This window comes from Enterococcus sp. M190262, from assembly GCF_005843965.1.
Lineage (GTDB): Bacteria > Bacillota > Bacilli > Lactobacillales > Enterococcaceae > Enterococcus_D > Enterococcus_D gallinarum.
The window spans coordinates 907,819-930,118 of the sequence record NZ_CP040461.1 but is presented as its reverse complement, the minus strand read 5'-3'; the positions used below and the strand labels follow the sequence as shown (position 1 = coordinate 930,118).

18 protein-coding genes are annotated in these 22,300 nt (G+C 41.6%); 13 read left to right on the top strand and 5 right to left on the bottom strand.

The window, feature by feature from the left end; genetic code table 11:
* Window positions 1-8 precede the first annotated feature (8 nt).
* The 3 genes from FE005_RS04255 to FE005_RS04245 form a co-directional block, all read right to left on the bottom strand.
* The gene (locus FE005_RS04255; RefSeq protein WP_003128859.1) at window positions 9-569 is read right to left on the bottom strand and encodes a Gx transporter family protein; all 561 of its coding nucleotides are present in this window, start codon (window positions 567-569) and stop codon (window positions 9-11) included.
* 10 nt (window positions 570-579) lie between these two features.
* Window positions 580-996 (bottom strand): NusG domain II-containing protein, encoded by a 417-nt coding sequence (locus FE005_RS04250; protein ID WP_003128860.1) that lies wholly within the window; start codon window positions 994-996, stop codon window positions 580-582.
* Between the two features lie 165 nt (window positions 997-1,161).
* Entirely contained in the window at window positions 1,162-3,105 is a 1,944-nt protein-coding gene (locus FE005_RS04245) for an NAD(P)/FAD-dependent oxidoreductase (protein ID WP_005469767.1), read from the bottom strand.
* A 268-nt stretch (window positions 3,106-3,373) separates the two neighbouring features.
* Between FE005_RS04245 and pplA the strand changes: the two genes are divergently transcribed.
* From pplA to menA, 3 genes are all read left to right on the top strand, one after another.
* The gene (pplA, locus tag FE005_RS04235; protein ID WP_003128866.1) at window positions 3,374-4,315 is read left to right on the top strand and encodes an extracellular electron transfer flavoprotein PplA; all 942 of its coding nucleotides are present in this window, start codon (window positions 3,374-3,376) and stop codon (window positions 4,313-4,315) included.
* A gap of 249 nt (window positions 4,316-4,564) precedes the next feature.
* Complete coding sequence (locus FE005_RS04230; RefSeq protein WP_005469775.1) at window positions 4,565-5,641, top strand: FAD:protein FMN transferase; 1,077 nt, start codon at window positions 4,565-4,567, stop codon at window positions 5,639-5,641.
* 13 nt (window positions 5,642-5,654) lie between these two features.
* Window positions 5,655-6,614, top strand: a complete 960-nt coding sequence (gene menA / locus FE005_RS04225) for a 1,4-dihydroxy-2-naphthoate polyprenyltransferase (protein ID WP_138371379.1) — start codon at window positions 5,655-5,657, stop codon at window positions 6,612-6,614.
* Between the two features lie 100 nt (window positions 6,615-6,714).
* Here menA and FE005_RS04220 read toward each other — a convergent pair whose 3' ends face one another.
* Window positions 6,715-7,674 carry a biotin--[acetyl-CoA-carboxylase] ligase gene (locus FE005_RS04220; RefSeq protein WP_138371378.1) on the bottom strand — a complete coding sequence of 320 codons (960 nt, stop codon included), beginning with the start codon at window positions 7,672-7,674 and terminating at the stop codon, window positions 6,715-6,717.
* A gap of 439 nt (window positions 7,675-8,113) precedes the next feature.
* On the opposite strand from FE005_RS04220, the gene rpoB reads away from it, so the two are divergent.
* Both rpoB and rpoC read left to right on the top strand, forming a co-directional pair.
* Complete coding sequence (gene rpoB, locus FE005_RS04215) at window positions 8,114-11,731, top strand: DNA-directed RNA polymerase subunit beta (RefSeq protein ID WP_005469779.1); 3,618 nt, start codon at window positions 8,114-8,116, stop codon at window positions 11,729-11,731.
* A gap of 93 nt (window positions 11,732-11,824) precedes the next feature.
* Window positions 11,825-15,475 (top strand): DNA-directed RNA polymerase subunit beta', encoded by a 3,651-nt coding sequence (rpoC, locus tag FE005_RS04210; RefSeq protein ID WP_003128876.1) that lies wholly within the window; start codon window positions 11,825-11,827, stop codon window positions 15,473-15,475.
* Window positions 15,476-15,518: 43 nt separating this feature from the next.
* Here the strand turns inward: rpoC and FE005_RS04205 are convergent, their stop codons facing one another.
* Window positions 15,519-16,172, bottom strand: a complete 654-nt coding sequence (locus tag FE005_RS04205) for a hypothetical protein (RefSeq protein ID WP_230321034.1) — start codon at window positions 16,170-16,172, stop codon at window positions 15,519-15,521.
* 137 nt (window positions 16,173-16,309) lie between these two features.
* On the opposite strand from FE005_RS04205, the gene FE005_RS04200 reads away from it, so the two are divergent.
* From FE005_RS04200 to dapA, 8 genes are all read left to right on the top strand, one after another.
* Complete coding sequence (locus FE005_RS04200) at window positions 16,310-16,798, top strand: DNA starvation/stationary phase protection protein (RefSeq protein ID WP_003128880.1); 489 nt, start codon at window positions 16,310-16,312, stop codon at window positions 16,796-16,798.
* A gap of 374 nt (window positions 16,799-17,172) precedes the next feature.
* Complete coding sequence (locus FE005_RS04195) at window positions 17,173-17,802, top strand: ketohydroxyglutarate aldolase (protein WP_138371377.1); 630 nt, start codon at window positions 17,173-17,175, stop codon at window positions 17,800-17,802.
* 89 nt (window positions 17,803-17,891) lie between these two features.
* The gene (locus tag FE005_RS04190; protein ID WP_003128882.1) at window positions 17,892-18,377 is read left to right on the top strand and encodes a PTS sugar transporter subunit IIB; all 486 of its coding nucleotides are present in this window, start codon (window positions 17,892-17,894) and stop codon (window positions 18,375-18,377) included.
* 18 nt (window positions 18,378-18,395) lie between these two features.
* Window positions 18,396-19,145, top strand: coding sequence for a PTS sugar transporter subunit IIC (locus tag FE005_RS04185; RefSeq protein WP_005469783.1), 750 nt, complete (start codon window positions 18,396-18,398; stop codon window positions 19,143-19,145).
* Entirely contained in the window at window positions 19,142-19,981 is an 840-nt protein-coding gene (locus tag FE005_RS04180) for a PTS system mannose/fructose/sorbose family transporter subunit IID (RefSeq protein WP_003128884.1), read from the top strand. Before FE005_RS04185 ends, FE005_RS04180 begins: the two co-directional genes overlap by 4 nt.
* Before the next feature lie 21 nt (window positions 19,982-20,002).
* Entirely contained in the window at window positions 20,003-20,950 is a 948-nt protein-coding gene (locus tag FE005_RS04175) for a phosphoglycerate dehydrogenase (RefSeq protein WP_003128885.1), read from the top strand.
* Complete coding sequence (locus FE005_RS04170) at window positions 20,947-21,363, top strand: PTS sugar transporter subunit IIA (protein WP_003128886.1); 417 nt, start codon at window positions 20,947-20,949, stop codon at window positions 21,361-21,363. Before FE005_RS04175 ends, FE005_RS04170 begins: the two co-directional genes overlap by 4 nt.
* Before the next feature lie 3 nt (window positions 21,364-21,366).
* The gene (gene dapA, locus FE005_RS04165) at window positions 21,367-22,257 is read left to right on the top strand and encodes a 4-hydroxy-tetrahydrodipicolinate synthase (RefSeq protein WP_003128887.1); all 891 of its coding nucleotides are present in this window, start codon (window positions 21,367-21,369) and stop codon (window positions 22,255-22,257) included.
* Window positions 22,258-22,300: the final 43 nt, after the last annotated feature.

The following is a 22,300-nucleotide window of genomic DNA, read 5'->3' as shown; positions in this document are numbered from 1 at the left end:
TGACTCCTTTATTTTGAATCAGAACGCCACTTGACATTGGTTTGCCGTTCATAATCAAGCTGAAATCGCCGTAATGTGTCTACTCTCTGCAAAAGATAGTTGGCGGCGATGCCGATGGCGATCCCTGATAGAATACCGAAAAATGCGAGAACGGGTAGGTAAAGCATGACACTCCAGGATTGAGCAATCCAAGAAGCTGTGACCAATTGGCCAACATTGTGTAAAAAACCACCAGCTGCACTGATCCCGATAATGCTGACGCGCTTAGGTCCTAGTTGTTTTACTAGCAACATACCGAAATAGCTCAAAAGTGAACCACTCATACTATATAAGAATGTTGAAACAGTTCCGCCTAAGAGTGTAGTTAAGATCAAACGTAGCCATATCAGCAAAAAACTGTCTCGTTTAGGCATAGTGAACAAAGCAATGATCGTGATCAGATTGGCTAAACCTAATTTAGCTCCGGGAGCAAAGGCAAAAGGATACGGAATCATATTTTCAATCAAACCGATAACGACTCCTTGAGCAACTAATAATGAGATGAAAATGATTTTCTGTAAACGACTCATAGTATCACGATCAGTAGATTAGATCGTCTGTCTCACTCCCATCTGTTGCACGAACTTCGATCACTAATTTATGTGGCAAACATACGATTGTTTCGCCATTTTTTGAGGCCCAGCCGCGGCGGACGCAAATTTGATCGCCACAGTCAGCTTCTTTGATGCGGATGCGGTCACCAGCGATTTCAATGAGATTGTAATCACCATCTGGATCTTCGTATCGATACGTGTAGCTATCTTGTCCTTCGATCAAATCAAACTCTTTGATCTCCTTGCCATCAACTCGCAAAACAGCTTGTTTGGCGGCAGTAGGGGTACTTTGTGATTGCCCAAAAATCAAAATTGGTAAAAACGAGCTAAGTATCAGTACCAGAATGATGACCCCGTCCCAAGGCTTCAGGTGGGCACGACGGATAAATTCTTTTACTTTCATCAGAAAGACTCCTTTGAAGTTCTGTGTCTCATTCTAGCATAATCCGCTGGTTTTCTACTACTTTTAAGAGAAGGTTTTTCTAGTAGATAAAAAAGTGCTTAACTTGGAAAGAGACTGAGACATTGATCAAAGGATCAGGCTGCCTCAGTCTCGTTTAAAAAGCGATTATTTTTTACCGTATAAGGAACGCGGTGTACCGTACCACCATTTACCAAGTGTACGTTGTAACCATGGGATCACCCAACGATCCAAACCAACGGCACGGCCAGAACCGTTCATTAATGCAAAGGCTACTGGGATGAACCAAATGTTAACCCAATAGAACATACCTGACATACAGAATGTCAAGACTAAAACGATTGTCGTTGCATTCACTAACCAAGTAAACAAACCAGCCATCAATGCTAAAGCTAAAGCAATTTCAAAGAAGACCATGAATTTTTGGAAGAACATTGCTACATCGTTGTTAGGCATAATAAATTGCATCACTTTTGTAAACCAATCTGGTGATTTTTCGATCACGACCATTGGTTGTTCGCCGTAGGCATAACTTAAACCAAAGTGAGCTGCTTGAGTTGCTGCTGCGCCGGCAGCATCGCCTGCACCGCTTGCCGCACTGGCAGCGTCAGCTGCTTCACTCGCGCCGCTTGCTGCATCAGCAACAGTTTGATATTCCCAAGTCCAAGGGAATACGCTGTTTCCTTGGAACCAAGAACCTTCGCCAAACCATGTTCCTGGCTTAAAGACTTCACCATTTGTACCTAGAATTTTCTTGAAGGCTTCAACGAACCATACCAGACCGTAGAAGATTCGCAGTGGAACACTCCAAAGAACGTTTCCGTAACGTGAAGTATGACCACGCGCCACTGTCCGATCATCTTTGATATGGAAGATTTCATGCATCAAGTATTGGAACATGTAGTAGCCAGAACGAATGTCAAAGAAGTATTTCAAGTTGACGATATGTTTCATAATGATTGCTAAGAAACCGCTAAGGTGAATCTTATTGAATAAGTTGGCTACGCCCCATTTAGCGCCAATCGATACCATGAATCCTTGGTAATTTCCTTTAAATTTGTGTTTTTCGCCACCTTTGATCGCTGCGACGATATTTGATGCAGCTGTATGACCAGTTTGTTCAGCGGCTTGAACGATTTGTGGTGTTGGTGTATTTGGAAATTCTTCATAGAAGACCAAGTCACCAATGATATAGATATTTTTGTCTTCATAACCTTTTGCTTCCATATATTCGTTAGCAACAAGGCGGAAACCGCGAGCAGTTTCTAGACCAAAGTCTGCAGCGTCGCTCGTTCCTTTCACGCCAGCTGTCCAAATCAGTGTATAAGTTGGGATCGTTGAACCATCTTTTAATTTGATGTGATCTTCAGCCACTTCAACGATTGGTGCGTTCAGAACTAATTCGACATTTTTTTGTTTCAAGTATCGTTCTGCTTTGGCAGCATCGTTACGATCCAACATGTTAAGGATCGTAGGCATTGCTTCGACCACTTTCAAAGTGATTTCGCTTGGATCCAATTTGTAGTCTTCAGCCAAACGCTCTTTCCAGTCGATCAGTTCACCGATCATTTCAATACCGGTAAAGCCAGAACCGCAGACAACGAAAGTCAACATTGCTTTACGAAGTGCTGCATCAGGCTCGATTGCTGCTTTAGCAACAGTTTTTTCGATGTGTTCACGAATGCGAACAGAATCTTCAAATGACCATAGAGTAAATCCGTGTTCTTTTACTCCTGGAGTGCCGAAGTCATTTGGTTCGCCACCCATACCTAAGATCAAGTAATCAAAGGAATAGCTGCCTTGTTTTGTTTGTACGACTTTCTTTTCTTTATCGATAGCAGTTACCGTGTCGGTTACTAAGCGAACATTTTTCTTACGTGAAAACAAACGTTGCAAGTCATATTGGATTGCGGTCGGCTCGACACGTCCCCCGGCAACCTCGTGCAGTTCGGTCATCATGGTGTGATAAGAGTGACGATCGATCAATGTTATTTCTACATCATTGTCTTTTTTCAATTTTTTTGCCATGTACTTGGTTGCTGAAACACCGGCATACCCTGCACCGACAACGACAATGCTTTTCTTTGCCATTGCAAATCTCTCCTTAAAAAAAATAATCTATGATAATAAATACACAATCGTTCCTATTATATATAGAAATCCATCGTTTGTCTAACTTTTCTGATAGGAAAATACGATATTTCATGAAATTCGTGAAAATTTGCGAAAATCAAAAAAAGTTCAAAAATATTCACAAAAGCTATAGGGAAGCGGTTGACATATTTCTAATTTACTTTAAAATGTTAGATGAATCACAAACTTTTTTTGTGGGAAAATAATTAGTAAAAGGTGGAGCATTATGAAAGCAAAGAAATTAATGGTAGGTATGGCGGTATTTTCATTCTCAGCGTTAGTATTAGCAGGTTGTGGATCTGACAACAACACGTCAGCTTCTTCGTCAACAAAAGAAAGTACTTCACAAGTCGCTAGCAGCGAATCAGCAACAGCAACTTCTGAATCAGAAGCGAAAGTAGTCGCAGGAGCACCATTGCAAGATGGCACATATAAATTAGAAGAAAAAAATTATTCAAATGATTACCGCGTAGTTTTTGAAATCACTGTTAAAGATGGCAAAATCACTGAATCTAAATATGACAACATCAATGCAGACGGCGAATCAAAAACAAAAAATGCGGAATACAACGAAAACATGAAAGCCAAAGCAGGAATCAGTCCAGAAGAATTTATTCCTAAATTCAATGAAGAATTGGTTGCGGCACAAAGCCCTTCAGCAATTGAAGTTGTTTCTGGTGCGACACACTCATTCGATTCATTCCAAAACTATGCACAACAATTGATCCAAGCTGCTCAAGCAGGCAACACAGATACAATCGAGATCGACAACGGTGCAGACTTGAAAGATGGTACGTATAGCTTAGAAGAAAAGAACTATTCAAATGGCTACCGTGTAGCATTCTCAATCACTGTCAAAGACGGCAAAGTGTCTGAATCTAACTATGACTATGTTAACGAAGATGGCAAATCTAAAAAAGATGATGCGGAATACAACGAAAACATGAAAGCAAAATCTGGTACAAACCCAGAAGAATTTATTCCAAACTTCAACGAAGCATTTGTGACAGCAGTAAATGCTGAAGATGGTTCAGTTGCTGATATGGATGTTGTTTCTGGTGCGACACACAGCTTCCACAGCTTCGTGATCTATGCACAACAATTGTTGAACGCAGCAGAAAAAGGGGACGAAACACCTATCCAAGTGGATAACATCGTCACTGAATAATTCATAAATGAACAAGCGGTATTCTGATGTAGAGTACCGCTTTTTTTATGTTCAAAAGCGCTAAATAACCTACCAATAATAAAAAAATTCTAGTAGAAAACCTTCCTACGTGGACTCCCTCTGTCTGATAAAGAAATAGAAGAGATTAAAGAATCGCAAAAGAAACTAAGATTCTGGCGCCAACCCTTTTCATTTTAGAAAAAAAAAGCTATTATAATAAAATTGAATACAACAGAAAAGAGGAAGACCATGAAAAAGAAATTACCGTTTTTTGCATTGATTGTTTTTTTTATCACAATATTATCCGCTTGCGGCAGTGAAAAAGAAACTGTTCAATTAAGAGACGAACCATATTTTCAAGAAGAATTTTTATTAGGCACGTATACACGCATCAGAATTTACGATGAAGGCAAAGAATCTGCGATGAAACCAGCGTTTGCCCGCATCAAAGAATTGGGAGACAAGATTACGATCAACCAAGCAGGATCAGAAGTTGACGAGATCAATGCCCAAGCTGGAATCAAACCAGTCAAAGTTTCTGATGATATTTATTTTCTATTGAAGGATGCCTATGACTATAGCAAAAAATCTAATGGCGGGTTCAATATGGCTATCGGTGCGATCACCCAATTGTGGCGGATTGGATTTGATGATGCTCGCAAACCGGAACAATCGGAAATTGATGAAGCACTAAAACATATCGATTATCGGAAAGTTGAGTTCAATGATGATGAGAAGACCGTCTATTTAAAAGACAAAGATATGATCATTGACTTAGGAGCGATCGCTAAAGGATATATCACGGATGAAGTAGTCAAAGTATTGAAGGAACAAGGGGTTACCTCGGCAATCGTTGACTTAGGCGGCAATGTCTATGTGTTAGGACATAGCAATCGTGGTGAAGACGAACCTTGGAATGTGGGGATCCAAGATCCCAACGAAGCCCGCGGTTCCATTATTGGCAGTATCAAAGAAACCAACAAAACGGTGGTCACTTCAGGAATCTATGAACGCTATTTGAAAGTCGACGGCAAAACCTATCACCATATCTTTGATTCAGAAACAGGGTATCCGTATGACAATGACATTGCCAGTGTATCTGTGATCACAGATAAATCGATCGATGGCGATGGTTTGACGACGGTGGTTTTTGATAAAGGGATCAAAGCTGGTTTAGAATATATCGAGCAGCACACCGACAAAGGAACAGATGCGATCTTCATCACGAAAGAAGGGATCGTCTATGTTACGGATGGAATCAAAGATACCTTTAAGCTGTCTGAAGAATCAGGTTACACGATGGGCGATCGTGCCGATTTAAAATAAGAGGAGGGATCTTGTGTCTCTTGCAGTATTTTTAGAAGTTGTTGAGATTCGGACTAAGGTTGCCAGTATTTTTCCGTTTATTATGGGAATCATGTTTTCTCTCGTATACTTCCATGAATTCCATCCATTGAACACCATTATATTTTTTGTAGGGATGATCTTGTTTGATTTAACGACAACATCGATCAATAACTACATGGATTTCAAAAAAGCAAAGTCTAAGGTTTATAAGTATGAACAAAATGTGATCGGTCGGGAAAAGATTCCCGAAACCCTTGTACGGAACATGATTTTTGGCATGTTGGCGCTGACGTTGTTGATCGGTCTTTATCTGACTTGGATGACAGGCTGGCTTTTATTGCTGATGGGATTAGTCGTATGCTTTATCGGGGTGTTTTATACCTTTGGGCCGGTTCCCTTATCTCGGATGCCATTGGGGGAAGTCTTTAGTGGAGTGACGATGGGATTAGGTATTTTTGCCATCACCATCTATCTGAACACTGTCACACAAAAAGTTTTTTATTTAGACATTGATTTTGCGACCGGAACCTTCGGATTAGTGGGTCATCTGTGGGCGGTATGTGCCATTGTATTAGCATCCTTGCCCCTTGTATTTACGATTGCCAATATTATGTTGGCAAATAACTTGCGTGATTTAGAAACAGATATTGAGAACCACCGGTACACATTGGTTTATTACATTGGTCGGACCAACGGCATTCATCTTTTCCAAGGATTGATGCTGGCATCCTACGGTGCGATTTTGATCGGATTTTTGTTTGGTCTTTATCAGTGGCCGATCTTGCTCGTCTTTCTAACCTTACCGAAGATTCGGCAAAACTTGAAAGAGCATCAAGCAAGTTTGCCGCACCCAAGAAGCTTTGGTTATTCAATCAAAAACATGATTTTATTTAACAGTAGCTATGCTCTAGGCCTAATTTTATGCCTGATCTGGCAAATGCTCGTTCACTAAATAGCAAGACAAAGACCCGTCAGACAAAGAATGGCTGCATCGTAAGAGCAGTCTTTCTTGATCTGACGGGTCTTTGTTTGGTTTTTTGAAAAAAATGCTGCTAAGAATATTTCTCCAGACTGATTTCACCAGAAGAAAGAACTTTGACATCATCTGTTGTCCGAACCACTAATTCACCAGTAGCAGTGATGGACTCTGCGACTCCTTCATAGCGGATGCCTTGTTGTGTGAAGCAAACGGTTTTACCAAGAACAAATGATTTCTGACGATAAATAGTTAGATAATCATCAGCCGGTAATTGATCCAACAAGTCAAAGAAGCGTGTCCATACTGCTGCGATCAAGCGCGCACGATTGACAGGAGCTTCCCCAGTTGGAAAGAGAGAGGTTGCCCTTTGCTGGATATCTTCTGGGAAAGCTGTCTGAGGGATCGCAAAGTTGATGCCTATGCCGATGACGATCGAAGCGATGCGGCCACTTTCAAAGTCACTAGTGGCTTCAGATAAAATACCGCAGACTTTTTTTCCTTCTATGTAAATATCGTTGACCCACTTGATTTGTGTTTCTTTGCCGGTCAACTCATCGATTGCTTGTGCCACAGCTACCGCTGCCAATAATGTGTATTGAGGCAACTCGCTGAAGGTATGATTTGGCTTCAGCAATAAGCTCATATAGATTCCTTTTCCTTTGGGTGAAAAGAAAGGACGATTGAATCGACCATGCCCGCCTACCTGTGTTTCTGCTAAAAATAGAGCCGGAGTCGAAAGTTCAGATAAAGCAGCTAGCTTTGCTTCTTTCATCGTGGTCTCAACTTGGTCAGCGATTTGGATCGTTGCTACCATCGGCAGTGCTTCCTGTAACGCGCGTTGTTCGTAACGATCTGCTGATAAATAGCGATAGCCGCTGGCTGAATGTTCAAAGTGATAGCCTTTTTTCTCTAATTCTTTAATCGCTTTCCAGACGGCAGTTCGTGATATGTCCAATTTTTGGGCAATTTTTTCTCCGGATAAAACGGAGGTTTCTTGTTGCAACAATGCCAAAATCTTTTCTCTAGTTGTCATAGTTGCTCCTTTCAAAATGTTTCACGTGTAACGCTCATGCTTTTTTTGCTAGCATAGCAAGAAAACAAGAAAATGCAAAGAAATTTCTCGTCATTTTTTCTAATTTTAGAGAATCCTTTCTTAAAGAAAACTTAGAATTTGCATGCATCGGAAAAGTGTTGCAACTTTCAATGAAAGCTTGACATCAATGTGCTTCATCTGTATAATAAGGAGTTGCAAAAACTATCTGAAAGAAAAAAGCAGAAACGAAATATTGTCCGTTTCGGCTTGGGAATAAGGAAACAAAAGTAGAAAATGCTCATTGCATCCGTTCTATTTTTGGTTTTTTTTTGCCTAAAAGCCGCAAAAAATGCTTTCTGTAATCTATATTTAATATTTGTTACAGTTTTGTAAACAATCGGATAGCCTTTTTGAAAGACTTTATGAAGAGGTGAAGAGCTTGGCTGGACACGTAGTAAAATACGGAAAGCACCGCGAACGTAGAAGTTTCGCACGGATCAGTGAAGTATTAGAATTACCGAATTTGATTGAAATTCAAACCGACTCTTACCAATGGTTCTTAGATGAGGGCCTAAGAGAAATGTTTGAAGATATCTTGCCAATCGAAGGATTTAACGGCAATTTGTCCCTAGAATTTGTAGACTATGAATTGAAAGAACCTAAGTATACAGTGGAAGAAGCTCGTGCACATGATGCCAACTATTCGGCACCTTTGCATGTCACATTGCGTTTAACAAACCGTGAAACTGGCGAAATCAAGTCACAAGAAGTCTTCTTTGGCGATTTTCCATTAATGACGGAACAAGGTACGTTTATCATCAATGGGGCAGAGCGGGTCATCGTTTCTCAGTTAGTCCGTTCACCAGGTGTTTATTTCCATGGCAAAGTCGATAAGAACGGAAAAGAAGGATTCGGCTCAACTGTGATCCCTAACCGCGGTGCGTGGTTAGAAATGGAGACAGATGCGAAAGACATCTCTTATGTACGTATTGACCGTACTCGGAAGATTCCTTTGACTGTGTTAGTGCGTGCCTTAGGGTTTGGTTCAGATGACACGATCTTTGAAATTTTTGGAGACAGTGATTCATTACGCAACACAATCGAAAAAGACTTGCACAAAAATGCAAGCGACTCTCGGACGGAAGAAGGACTGAAAGATGTTTACGAACGTCTGCGTCCAGGCGAACCCAAAACGGCTGACAGCTCACGCAGCTTGCTGAATGCTCGCTTCTTCGATCCAAAACGCTATGACTTAGCAAATGTTGGTCGTTACAAGGTAAACAAAAAATTAGACTTGAAAACACGTCTATTGAATTTGACGTTAGCAGAAACATTGGTTGATCCTGAAACTGGCGAAATCATCGTCGAAAAAGGAACTGTGTTGACTCACCAAGTGATGGAAACATTAGGTGCCTTTATCGATAATGGTTTAAATAGTGTTACTTACTACCCATCAGAAGACGGTGTTGTTACAGAACCAATGACTGTTCAAGTCATCAAAGTCTTTTCACCAAAAGATCCAGAACAAGAAGTGAATGTTATCGGTAATGGCTATCCAGATACGACCGTTCGTACAGTACGTCCAGCGGATATCATTGCTTCTATGAGCTACTTCTTCAATTTAATGGAAGGTATCGGCAATGTTGATGATATCGACCACTTAGGAAACCGCCGCATTCGTTCAGTTGGGGAATTATTGCAAAATCAATTCCGGATCGGACTTGCTCGGATGGAACGTGTCGTTCGTGAACGGATGTCAATCCAAGACACAGAAACATTGACACCGCAACAATTGATCAATATTCGTCCTGTTGTAGCAAGTATCAAAGAATTCTTTGGTTCTTCTCAGTTGTCACAGTTCATGGACCAAACCAACCCATTGGGTGAGTTGACCCATAAACGTCGTTTATCAGCCTTAGGACCTGGTGGTTTGACGCGTGACCGTGCTGGATATGAAGTACGGGACGTTCACTATTCCCACTATGGCCGGATGTGTCCGATCGAAACGCCTGAAGGACCGAACATCGGGTTGATCAATAGCTTGGCGTCTTATGCCAAAGTCAATAAATATGGCTTTATCGAAACCCCTTATCGTCGTGTTGATCGGGAGACTGGCCGTGTGACAGATCAAATCGACTATCTGACTGCAGATATCGAAGACCATTACGTCGTTGCCCAAGCAAACAGCTTGCTGAATGAAGACGGTACATTCGTGAATGATGTTGTTATGGCTCGTGCGACTTCTGAAAACTTAGAAGTGTCGATCGACAAAGTGGACTACATGGACGTTTCACCTAAACAAGTAGTCGCAGTCGCAACAGCTTGTATCCCATTCTTGGAAAACGATGACTCCAACCGTGCCTTGATGGGTGCCAACATGCAGCGGCAAGCAGTGCCATTGATCAACCCTAAATCACCATGGGTTGGTACTGGTATGGAATACAAATCAGCCCATGACTCAGGTGCTGCATTATTGTGTAAACAAGATGGAATCGTCGAATATGTGGATGCTGCTGAAATTCGCGTTCGTCGCGACAATGGCGCATTAGATGTTTATTCGGTAACGAAATTCCGTCGTTCTAACTCAGGAACAAGTTACAACCAACGCCCACTTGTAGCCCTTGGCGAAAAAGTAGAAAAAGGCGACATCCTTGCAGATGGCCCATCCATGGAAAATGGTGAAATGGCATTAGGACAAAACGTTCTAGTCGCATTCATGACTTGGGAAGGGTACAACTATGAAGATGCCATCATCATGAGCCGCCGTTTGGTGAAAGATGATGTCTACACTTCTGTGCATATTGAAGAATATGAATCAGAAGCTCGTGATACAAAATTAGGACCTGAAGAAATCACTCGTGAAATCCCGAATGTCGGGGAAGACGCATTGAAAGATCTAGACGAAATGGGTATCATCCGCATTGGTGCGGAAGTCAAAGATGGCGATCTGTTGGTTGGTAAAGTAACGCCTAAAGGGGTAACGGAACTATCTGCAGAAGAACGCTTGCTTCATGCAATCTTTGGTGAAAAAGCCCGCGAAGTCCGCGATACTTCTCTGCGCGTACCTCACGGTGGTGGTGGAATCGTCCATGATGTGAAAATCTTTACCCGCGAAGCTGGCGATGAATTGTCACCAGGTGTCAATATGCTCGTTCGCGTGTATATCGTTCAAAAGCGGAAAATCCATGAAGGGGATAAAATGGCCGGCCGTCACGGAAACAAAGGGGTCGTTTCTCGCATTATGCCAGAAGAAGACATGCCTTTCTTACCAGACGGTACACCAGTTGATATCATGTTGAACCCATTAGGGGTGCCTTCACGGATGAACATTGGACAAGTATTGGAATTACACTTAGGAATGGCTGCCCGCCAATTAGGAATCCACGTGGCTACACCAGTCTTTGATGGTGCCAGCGATGAAGATGTCTGGGCAACAGTTGCAGAAGCCGGCATGGCTAGCGACGCCAAAACCGTTTTGTATGATGGCCGTACTGGAGAACCATTTGATGGTCGAATCTCCGTAGGTGTCATGTATATGATCAAATTGGCCCACATGGTCGATGATAAATTACATGCCCGCTCAATTGGACCATACTCATTGGTTACGCAACAACCATTGGGTGGTAAAGCACAATTTGGTGGACAACGTTTCGGGGAAATGGAAGTTTGGGCACTGGAAGCATACGGTGCTGCTTATACCTTGCAAGAGATCTTGACGTACAAATCAGATGACGTTGTTGGTCGTGTGAAGACATACGAAGCGATCGTTAAAGGGGAACCAATTCCAAAACCAGGCGTACCAGAATCATTCCGCGTATTAGTCAAAGAATTGCAATCACTTGGTTTAGACATGCGTGTCTTAGACATTGATGATGCAGAGATTGAATTGCGTGATATGGATGATGACGATGATGACTTGATCACCGTGGACGCCTTAACAAAATTTGCCGAACAACAAAATGCTCGTGAAATTGAGCAACAAGCACAAACAGAAGCTAAAAATGCCGCCGATGATTTGAACCAACAAATCGAGACAGCAGAAGATCGCTTGCAATAATAGAAACGAGGGGACACCCGTCAAAATCAGACGGAGGTCCCAACCTCGTGTTCTATCGGATATGTCCATGAAATGAAATGGAGGGAACCTTTTTTGATCGATGTAAATAAATTCGAAAGTATGCAAATCGGTTTGGCTTCTCCTGAAAAAATCAGAAGCTGGTCTTACGGTGAAGTAAAAAAACCTGAAACCATTAACTATCGTACGTTGAAACCTGAACGCGAAGGGTTGTTTGACGAGCGTATTTTCGGCCCAACCAAAGACTGGGAATGTGCCTGCGGAAAATACAAACGAATTCGTTATAAAGGAATCGTTTGTGACCGTTGCGGTGTTGAAGTCACTCGCTCAAAAGTTCGTCGTGAACGGATGGGTCACATTGAATTAGCGGCACCTGTATCACATATTTGGTACTTCAAAGGCATTCCTTCACGGATGGGTCTAGTGTTAGACATGAGCCCACGTGCCTTGGAAGAAATCATTTATTTTGCTTCTTATGTCGTGATCGAGCCAGGAAACACTAGTCTTGAGAAGAAACAATTATTGACTGAACGGGAATACCGTGAAAAACGTGACCAATACGGTCAAGAATTTTCAGCAGCGATGGGTGCTGAAGCCATCAAACAATTGTTGGATGGTGTGGATCTAGACGGCGAAGTGGCTGAACTAAAAGAAGAATTGAAAAACGCGACCGGACAAAAACGGACACGTGCGATCCGTCGTTTAGATATCTTAGAAGCTTTCCGTGCTTCAGGAAACAAACCAAGCTGGATGGTCATGGATGTTATTCCAGTTATCCCGCCTGATTTGCGCCCAATGGTCCAATTAGAAGGTGGCCGTTTCGCAACAAGTGACTTGAACGATCTTTATCGCCGTGTAATCAACCGGAACAACCGCTTGAAACGTCTATTAGACTTAAATGCACCGAATATTATTGTTCAAAATGAAAAACGGATGCTCCAAGAAGCAGTGGATGCCTTGATCGATAATGGTCGTCGCGGTCGTCCAGTTGCTGGACCAGGTAACCGTCCATTGAAATCTCTTTCTCATATGTTGAAAGGGAAACAAGGTCGTTTCCGTCAAAACTTGCTAGGTAAACGTGTTGACTATTCTGGTCGTTCCGTTATCGTCGTTGGTCCATTCCTAAAAATGTATCAATGTGGATTGCCAAAAGAAATGGCGATCGAATTGTTCAAACCATTTGTGATGCGTGAATTGGTTTCTCGTGAAATCGCGTCAAATATCAAAAATGCGAAACGTAAAATCGAGCGCCAAGAAGATGAAGTTTGGGATGTCCTAGAAGACGTCATCAAAGAACACCCTGTTCTTTTGAACCGGGCACCTACGTTGCACAGACTTGGAATTCAAGCATTTGAACCTGTATTGGTTGAAGGCCGTGCGATTCGTTTGCACCCACTAGTCTGTGAAGCCTACAATGCCGATTTCGATGGAGACCAAATGGCTGTCCACGTGCCATTGAATGAAGAAGCGCAAGCCGAAGCACGGATGTTGATGTTAGCAGCACAAAACATCTTGAATCCGAAAGACGGTAAGCCAGTTGTAACGCCATCTCAAGATATGGTCCTAGGGAACTACTACTTGACGATGGAAGAAGAAGGCCGCGAAGGGGAAGGCATGATCTTCCGCGACATGGACGAAGCAGTAACTGCTTGGCGCAATGGTTACGTGCATTTACACACCCGTATTGCGATCAATCCAAACACATTAGGAGACAAACCATTTACTGCAGAACAAAAAGAACGCTTGATGGTAACGACTGTTGGGAAAGTGATCTTCAACTCGATCATGCCAACAGAATTCCCTTACTTGAATGAACCAACAGATTTCAACTTGACAGTCCAAACACCAGATAAGTACTTTGTCGAAGCTGGAACAGATATTCCTGCTTTCATCAAAGAACAAGAACTAGTCGGACCATTCAAGAAGAAAAACTTAGGAAATATTATTTCTGAAGTCTTCAAACGTTTCCGCATCACTGAAACATCACGGATGCTTGACCGCATGAAAGACTTAGGGTATAGCCATTCTACAATGGCCGGTATCACTGTAGGTATTGCAGATATCATGAACTTGCATGAAAAACATGACATCATCGAAAATGCCCACAAACAAGTTGAAACGATCACGAAACAATTCCGTCGTGGTTTGATCACTGATGATGAACGTTATGAACGCGTAATCGGTGTCTGGAATGCCGCGAAAGATGAGATCCAATTGAAACTGATGGAATCATTGGAAGCGAAAAACCCAATCTTCATGATGTCTGATTCTGGAGCCCGTGGTAACATCTCCAACTTTACTCAGCTTGCTGGGATGCGTGGATTGATGGCTGCGCCGAATGGACAAATCATGGAATTGCCGATCATCTCAAACTTCCGTGAAGGACTTTCTGTCTTAGAAATGTTTATCTCTACTCACGGGGCTCGTAAAGGAATGACCGATACCGCCTTGAAGACAGCCGATTCTGGTTACTTGACTCGTCGTTTGGTTGACGTGGCGCAAGATGTCATCATTCGTGAAGAAGATTGCGGAACCGACCGTGGCTTAGATATTCAAGCCATTCGTGAAGGTAACGAAATCATTGAATCATTGGAAGAACGCTTGATTGGACGTTACACACGTAAATCAGCGATCCATCCAGAGACTGGTGCAGTCATTGTCGGACCAGATCAATTGATCACTGAAGACCTTGCCAAAGAGATCGTTGACGCAGGAATCGAAACTGTTTCGATCCGTTCCGTCTTTACATGTAATACAAAACATGGTGTATGTAAACATTGTTATGGCCGTAACTTAGCAACTGGTTCAGAAGTTGAAGTTGGTGAAGCAGTTGGTACGATCGCTGCCCAATCAATCGGTGAACCAGGTACTCAGTTGACCATGCGTACATTCCATACCGGTGGGGTAGCCGGTGATGATATCACTCAAGGTCTGCCTCGTGTCCAAGAAATCTTTGAAGCCCGTAATCCGAAAGGTCAAGCGGTCATCACTGAAGTTACCGGTGAAGTAATCGATATCTCTGAAGATGCGTCTACTCGTACGAAAGAAGTGACGATCAAAGGGGAAACTGATACTCGGACCTATACTGTACCATTTACCGCACGTATGAAAGTGGTTGAAGGAGACTTTATCCATCGTGGTGCACCATTGACAGAAGGATCAATCGATCCAAAACAATTGCTGCAAGTACGTGATGTCTTGTCTGTTGAAAACTATCTATTGCGTGAAGTACAACGCGTTTACCGTATGCAAGGGGTAGAAATCGGCGACAAACATATCGAAGTAATGGTTCGTCAAATGTTGCGTAAAGTTCGTGTCATGGATCCAGGTGATTCAGACATCTTGCCAGGAACATTGATGGATATCGCTGACTTTAAAGACCGCAACTACAACACATTAGTTGCCGGCGGGGTTCCTGCTACCAGCCGCCCAGTCTTACTCGGTATCACAAAAGCATCCTTGGAAACAAACAGCTTCTTATCTGCTGCATCCTTCCAAGAAACAACACGTGTGTTGACAGATGCTGCGATCCGCGGGAAGAAAGATCCATTACTAGGATTGAAGGAAAATGTTATCATTGGTAAGATTATTCCTGCAGGTACTGGTATGGCTCGCTACCGTGAAATGGAACCAAAAGAAGTCACTGTTGCGAGTGAAAATGTCTATAGTATTTCCGACATTGAAGCGCAAATGGCTGCAGAAGATGCATTGAACAACCAAAACTAAACAAAAGCCCGCTGTTTCGCTAATGAAACAGCGGGCTTTTTTGTTAAAGGAAACGCACGATGACTAATGCTAAACTCAAACAAGGAACAAAGGGTAGCATCCGTAATTGATTTCTGACAAACAGCTTATGCAATGAAAAAAACAAGAGCCCATAACAGCTAGCGACGATCAACAGCCAAAGGAGTTGGTAAGTAGACAGCCAAGGTGCCCAACCACAAATCAAGAATAAGTCGCCATCTCCCAGCTGTTCTTGCCAAACGAAAAAGAATAATGGCAGAAGCAGGAGAAAGTTCTGCCAATGAAAAGGCTGTGCATTCATGAGATTGGTAAAAGCCAATAAAAACAAAGAAGGATAGAGAATCTCTCCCTTGACACTATAATCGTAGAGATCTGTCAAAGTGAGGAGGTAAGCACTGTTCAACCAGACCAACGCCAGCCAACACTCCCCTACGGATGGTTGTAGGAAAGCAAGCCAGATCAGCCAAGCATAAACGCTTTTTGCCAATAAACTAGCAGCAGTGCAATCCAATAAAACTTGAGCATGCTTGATAAAAGGAAAAAATGGCTGTTGGGCCACGGAATAGAAAATAGGAGGTTTTCTATGAAAATCATCAAAATATTCGCTTGGAGCATCCTGCCAGTAAATGGTTTGAATAAACGCATATACCGCTGCACCTAAAATATACCCCCACATCATATACACTGTCTCCTCCTCCTTTGCCTCATAAAGAAATACGTGAAAAGCTGAGAAATTTTCTCAAGTAGTAGGTTTTGGTGTACTTTTTTTTAGATTCATACTATGCTTGAAATAGAGAATTTAAAGGAGGAATCGTAATGAAATTTGAACAAACAAAAGAAGTGTTGAATCAACTCGTTGCTGACTTAAGTCAAATGGCAATGGTCGTTCACCAAACACACTGGTACATGCGAGGACCTGGCTTTTTAACTTTACATCCAATGATGGATGATTTTATGGATGATTTGAACGACCAATTAGATGTGATCTCTGAACGCTTGATCACATTAGATGGCTCACCATATTCAACATTACGGGAAATGGCAGACAATACACAAATCCCTGATGAAATCGGCAACTGGGACCGTACGATCCCAGAACGTTTAGCTACACTTGTTGAAGGTTATCGTTATCTAGCTGACTTATACCAAAAAGGGATTGAAGTCAGTGGTGAAGAAGGCGATGATCCAACACAAGATATCTTTATCGGCTTCAAAACAGATACCGAAAAACGTATCTGGATGATCCAAGCGCACCTAGGTGAAGCGCCTCAAATCGATCCAGCAAAATCACGTGTGCGTCATTGATTCAGTGAGTGGAAAAAAGATTTCTGATCAAACTGTATAAATAAAGTGGAAACCGGAACAGAAGTGTGACTTCTGTTCCGGTTTTTTCTTTTGCTAAAGAACCTGTCCTTCAGATAGTTCGGTTAAATGAACGATTTTACGCTAAATCTGTCCTTTATTAATGATCAGTGCTTCTTTCGATTTCCAATTTTTTATTCCAAAGTCCACTACTACAGGGTTGTTTTGCTAAAAAATACCTTTTTAAAAGCGATAGAAAACGCTTTCGTATCAAGTGGATTGTGTCTGTCATCCAAAAAAGGAGATTTTTTTCGTTTGTTCAAACATATGAATATTTTCCCATTCGATTTAAATTATAGGTGAGGTGAGGAGAAATGATGAAAAAAATGAGTGTTACACAGAGAATCTATCAAACCGGTGCATTAGCAATTGTCCGCACGGAATCCTTTGAACGAGCGTGTGAAATTGCTGATGGGTGTATCGCCGGTGGTGTACCAGTGATGGAAATGAGTTATACATTGAATAGTGCTGGCGACATCATAAAAAAATTGACAGAAAAATATGGGGATCAATTATGTGTGGGTGCAGGGACAGTTTTTGATAGCGAAACAGCCAGACATGCAATACTGCATGGTGCTCAGTTTATTATTGCACCGAATTATTCAAAAGAGGTTGCAGAGATATGTAACCGATACCAAATACCTTATGCACCGGGCTGTACTTCCTTTACAGAGGCTGTCGATTCATTGAGTGCGGGAGCTGCTTTCATCAAAGCCTTTCCAATCTCGGATTTTTATGGTTCTAAACTAGTAACTGTCTTTAAAACACCGATTCCGGATATGCCGATTTTGGCTAGCGGTGGGATCAATCTCGAGAACATAGAAACATGGCTCCAAAGCGGTGTAGATGTTTGCGGAATAGGCAGTCTATTGACTAAAGGAAGTGTTGAGGAAATTGCGGCGAATGCGAAAGCGATCAGCACAATCATCAAAAAATACCGCAAGTAGCTTTTGGAGAAAGTATTAGGAAACGCAATTTTAAAAAATAGCAACTAGAAAACGCTTACCAAATAATGAAAAAGAAAAGAGGAAAACGCATGAGTATTGCACTGACAAGAGTAGATTTTAGACTAATTCATGGACAGGTGATCACTCGCTGGCTAAAGCAATGTGATATCAACGAAATCGTGACAGTAGATACAGCACTAAGCAAAGATGAGTTTATGCAAGATGTTTTTAAAATGGCTGCACCTAAAGGGGTTCGGATTCGGATTCTTTCTGTCGAAGAAGCTGTCGCAGCGCAAGAAAATGGCGAATTTGAGAGAAATCGTATTTTGGTTTTACTAAAAAGTGTTCAAGAATTGACCAATGCGATCAACGCCGGTTTGGCATTACCCGAAATTCAAATTGGCGGCTTAGGTGGGGGCCCTGGTAGAAAGGCAGTCAACAATGCCATTACGCTTGATCGCAAAGATGCCGATCAATTATTAGCGATTGAGTCTAAAGGAATCAATGTCTATTTTCAAACGACACCAGATTACCCTTCAGAAACACTTCAAAATGCAGTAAAAAAATTAGCATAAAGAGTAAGGAGTGAAAACATGGTTATTCAATCAGCTTTAGTCGGTTTAATTTATTGGTTAGCAATGGGTCGTGCGAGTTACTTCGTTTCTTTTGCCTTTAGAAAACCGGTAGTTTTAGGTGTTTTTATTGGTCTCGTATATGGGGATGTTCAAGCTGGACTATTATATGGAGCAACGATTCAGTTGATGTACATGGGTGGGATCGAGGCTGGTGGGAATATTCCAAGCGATCAAGCTTTAGCAGCATGTATCGCTATTCCAGCAGCCTTAGCTAGTGGTCTAGAGGCTAGCGCAGCAGTTGCTTTAGCAGTACCATTCGGTGTACTTGGTGTATTGATCAACAATGTTCGTCGTACGATCAACTCATTTTATAATACGCGTGCTGATGCGTTAGTTGAAGCGAATAAATATGATCAATTGTCTTTATTCTCTTTCGTGATTCCTTGGTTAACGAACGGTGTTCTATACTTTACACCGGTATTTATCGCAACCTTATTTGGCACAAATGTCATTCAGGCATTCTTAAATGTTATTCCGGAATGGTTAATGAATGGATTAGCCAATGCAGGAGGAATGTTGCCGGCATTAGGATTTGCATTGACTCTGGTCGTGATGGGTAAAAAACAATATTTACCATTTTTCGTTTTAGGGTTCTTTATGTATGCAGTTCTAGGATTCTCAATGTTGACAGGGGCTGTCTTTGCTGTATGTATTGCAATGATTAGTTCATTATTCAAACAAAATTCTGATGAGGGGGAATTTGCATGAGTGCAGAAATGACAGTTGCTACTGAAAAAAAGGTTACGAAATTGGATTTGTTAAAAGCATGGTGGAAATGGACATTAGCTGTCGAGGTTCCGGTTAGCTTTGACCGAATGCAGGCTTTAGCTTTCAGCTATTCATTAAATAAGACACTTCAAAAAATTTATAAAGATGACCCAGAAGAATTACAAGCAGCGATGAAACGACATGTACAAATGTTTAATACGAATTGTGATTGGGGAAGTATTATTCATGGAATCGTCATTTCTTTAGAAGAACAGCGGGCTAATGGAAATGAAGAGATTACACCTGAAGTCATCGAGTCGTTAAAAATTGGTTTAATGGGACCTTTAGCAGGGATTGGTGATAGCGTCGACCAAGGTATCGTAGCTACAATACCACTCGCGATTTTTGTACCTATGGCTTTGAACGGATCAATTCTAGCAGCATTTATCCCAGGAGTTATCTACATCGCATGGAGTTTTGGCTGGTCATGGTTTTTGATCAATAAAGGATACACTCTAGGAAAGAGTTCTGTATTAAATATTTTGAATTCTGGATCAATCAAAAAAGTCATCGACATTGCGAGTATTGTTGGTCTCTTTATGATTGGGTGTCTGTCTGCGGCGTATGTCAATTTTTCGACGATCCTTGAATTTAGCAATGAAACAGGGACAACCTCGGTTCAAGAAATTATTGACGGTATGCTACCGAGCTTTCTGCCTTTCTGTTTAGTTATGGCAATGTATTTTTATATCATGAAAAAAGGACCCAAATACCTGCAGATCATTATTGCGACGATGCTCTTTGCAATCGCGCTAACCTTTTTTGGTATTTTGTAAGGAAGATTGGAGAAAACGCAAATGAAGATAGTCATTACACCTCGCGGTTTTGCAAATTATGGGGAAAAGGAATTGGACAAACTGCGTTCTCACGGATTTCAAGTGAGTTATAACAACACTGGTCAAGCTTATTCACCTGAAAAATTTCTTGAATTATCAAAGGATGCGGATGGGATTATTGTTGGTGTCGATCTTATTGATCAGGCATTTATCGATCAGTGCCCACAGTTAAAAGTGATTTGCAAATTCGGTGTCGGAACCGACAACATCGATGTTGCTTACGCGGAATCGAAAGGAATTTATGTTGGACGAACCATTGGCTCTAATTCTATCGCTGTCGCAGAACATGTTATGGCGCTAATTTACAGTGAATCAAAAAATATTTATGAAACGGTTCGTGAAGTCAAAGAAGGAGAATGGCAGAAACCTACCGGCAGAGAATTATATGGAAAAACAATTGGTATCATTGGATTTGGTGCGATTGGGAAACAGTTAGCACGACAAGCACAGGGTGTTGGGATGCATGTTCGGATTTATGACGTTTATGATGTGCCGGTTGAAGAGCTGAAACAGTATGATGCAGAGCAACTAGCATTGGAAACATTGCTGCAGGAATCGGATTACGTCTCCCTACATTTACCTTTAACGGAAAAAACTAAAAATCTAATCTCAACTGCTGAATTAAACAGAATGAAAGATAATGCTTGTTTAATCAATACTGCACGAGGAGGCATTGTTGACGAGGAGGCGTTATCTAAAGCTTTAGCTGGGAAAGTCATTCGAAGTGCTTGTTTCGATGTATTTAGTTCAGAGCCGCCGAAATCTGAGGACCCATTGCTTGCGAGGGAAAACTTCTATCTAACACCCCATACAGGTGCCAGAACGATTGAATCCGAAGCCAGAACTTGCGAAATTTCAACGGATATTGTTTTGAGTAAATTGCTAAACTATGAAGGAGAGAGAAAATGACTAAATTGAATCTAGTCGTGGCAACTCACGGATCATTTGGCGCAGAATTGACTCGTTCGGCTGAAATGATCGTAGGAAAGACGGTGAATGTCTATAGCCTATCACTGCTTCCCGATAAATCTTTTGAAAACTTTTTGGCAGAAGCCAATGAATTATTTGAAACCATTAGTGGGCCAACGATTGCTTTAGTTGATCTATTTGGAGGAACACCCTCCAATGTACTGACGGCGTTGACCAAAAAATACCAGCATAAAGTGGTGACTGGTGTAAACTTGCCAATGTTTATTGATTTATATATGAAAGGAACAACTGCCGAGACGATTGATCTGGATGCGTTTGTTGAGAGTTGTTTTACGGTTGCAAAAGAAAGTGTTGTTTTAACAAATGAACAGTTGTTGAGTGAAGGAGACTAAAAGATGTTTGAAGGAATCATTACCCCAATTGTCACCCCTTTTCATAGAGATACAGCTGAAACCATCAATTATGAGGCAATGGAAAACTTGGTGGATCATCTGATTGAAAAAGGTGTGTCTGGAATATTCCCCTTAGGAAGTAACGGGGAGTTTCATGTGTTAAATTCAGAAGAAAAAATGGCTTTTTCAAAAGCGGTCATTGATCATGTGGCAAAACGAGTACCTGTTTATATTGGAACTGGCGCATGTTCTACAAAAGAAACGATCGAACTATCACAAAAAGCGGAGTCACTGGGAGCCGATGCTTTATCTGTCATAACGCCTTATTTTATAACCCCATCTGATGAAGAAATTTTGCAGCATTATCAAAAGGTAGCGAACAGTGTACAGATCCCAATCATTCTATACAATATTCCTAAAAATACTGGATGTAATATTTCGAAAGAAGTTTTGAGAGAGTTGACAAAATTACCCAATGTTTTAGGAATCAAGGATAGCAGCGGAGACTTGAACAACTTAAAGGACTACCTAGAAGTAACTGAGGGGACAAAGGTTAACGTGTTGGTTGGATCTGACTCGAAAATTTTAGCCGGCTATAAACTAGGCGCATCTGGGGCAATTGCTGGTACAAGCAATTTAATCACGGAAACGATCGTGAGCTTGGATCAGGCAATCAGAGGGAATAACTGGGAATCAGCGGAGAAATTACAAAATGACATTGAAGAATTACGTGGTGCACTAAAATTAGGAACAGTACCTTCAATATTAAAAAGAGCAATTGAATTGGCTGCGATTGCCGAAGTAGGTCCCGCTCGACGACCAGTGAAAGAAACAACAGCATCCGATGACAGGAAAATTTTGTCTATGCTAAAGTATTACAATTTAATTGATTAAGTGTGAGGATTCTTTAAAAATTTGTTGATAAGAAATGTTATGT

What these genes read in the sequence shown, in the direction of transcription:
- FE005_RS04255 (WP_003128859.1), bottom strand. Translation starts at nt 569, where the DNA reads ATGAGTCGTTTACAGAAAATCATTTTCATCTCATTATTAGTTGCTCAA.
- FE005_RS04250 (WP_003128860.1), bottom strand. Translation starts at nt 996, where the DNA reads ATGAAAGTAAAAGAATTTATCCGTCGTGCCCACCTGAAGCCTTGGGAC.
- FE005_RS04245 (WP_005469767.1), bottom strand. Translation starts at nt 3,105, where the DNA reads ATGGCAAAGAAAAGCATTGTCGTTGTCGGTGCAGGGTATGCCGGTGTT.
- pplA (WP_003128866.1), top strand. Translation starts at nt 3,374, where the DNA reads ATGAAAGCAAAGAAATTAATGGTAGGTATGGCGGTATTTTCATTCTCA.
- FE005_RS04230 (WP_005469775.1), top strand. Translation starts at nt 4,565, where the DNA reads ATGAAAAAGAAATTACCGTTTTTTGCATTGATTGTTTTTTTTATCACA.
- FE005_RS04220 (WP_138371378.1), bottom strand. Translation starts at nt 7,674, where the DNA reads ATGACAACTAGAGAAAAGATTTTGGCATTGTTGCAACAAGAAACCTCC.
- FE005_RS04205 (WP_230321034.1), bottom strand. Translation starts at nt 16,172, where the DNA reads ATGATGTGGGGGTATATTTTAGGTGCAGCGGTATATGCGTTTATTCAA.
- FE005_RS04200 (WP_003128880.1), top strand. Translation starts at nt 16,310, where the DNA reads ATGAAATTTGAACAAACAAAAGAAGTGTTGAATCAACTCGTTGCTGAC.
- FE005_RS04195 (WP_138371377.1), top strand. Translation starts at nt 17,173, where the DNA reads ATGAAAAAAATGAGTGTTACACAGAGAATCTATCAAACCGGTGCATTA.
- FE005_RS04190 (WP_003128882.1), top strand. Translation starts at nt 17,892, where the DNA reads ATGAGTATTGCACTGACAAGAGTAGATTTTAGACTAATTCATGGACAG.
- FE005_RS04185 (WP_005469783.1), top strand. Translation starts at nt 18,396, where the DNA reads ATGGTTATTCAATCAGCTTTAGTCGGTTTAATTTATTGGTTAGCAATG.
- FE005_RS04180 (WP_003128884.1), top strand. Translation starts at nt 19,142, where the DNA reads ATGAGTGCAGAAATGACAGTTGCTACTGAAAAAAAGGTTACGAAATTG.
- FE005_RS04175 (WP_003128885.1), top strand. Translation starts at nt 20,003, where the DNA reads ATGAAGATAGTCATTACACCTCGCGGTTTTGCAAATTATGGGGAAAAG.
- FE005_RS04170 (WP_003128886.1), top strand. Translation starts at nt 20,947, where the DNA reads ATGACTAAATTGAATCTAGTCGTGGCAACTCACGGATCATTTGGCGCA.
- dapA (WP_003128887.1), top strand. Translation starts at nt 21,367, where the DNA reads ATGTTTGAAGGAATCATTACCCCAATTGTCACCCCTTTTCATAGAGAT.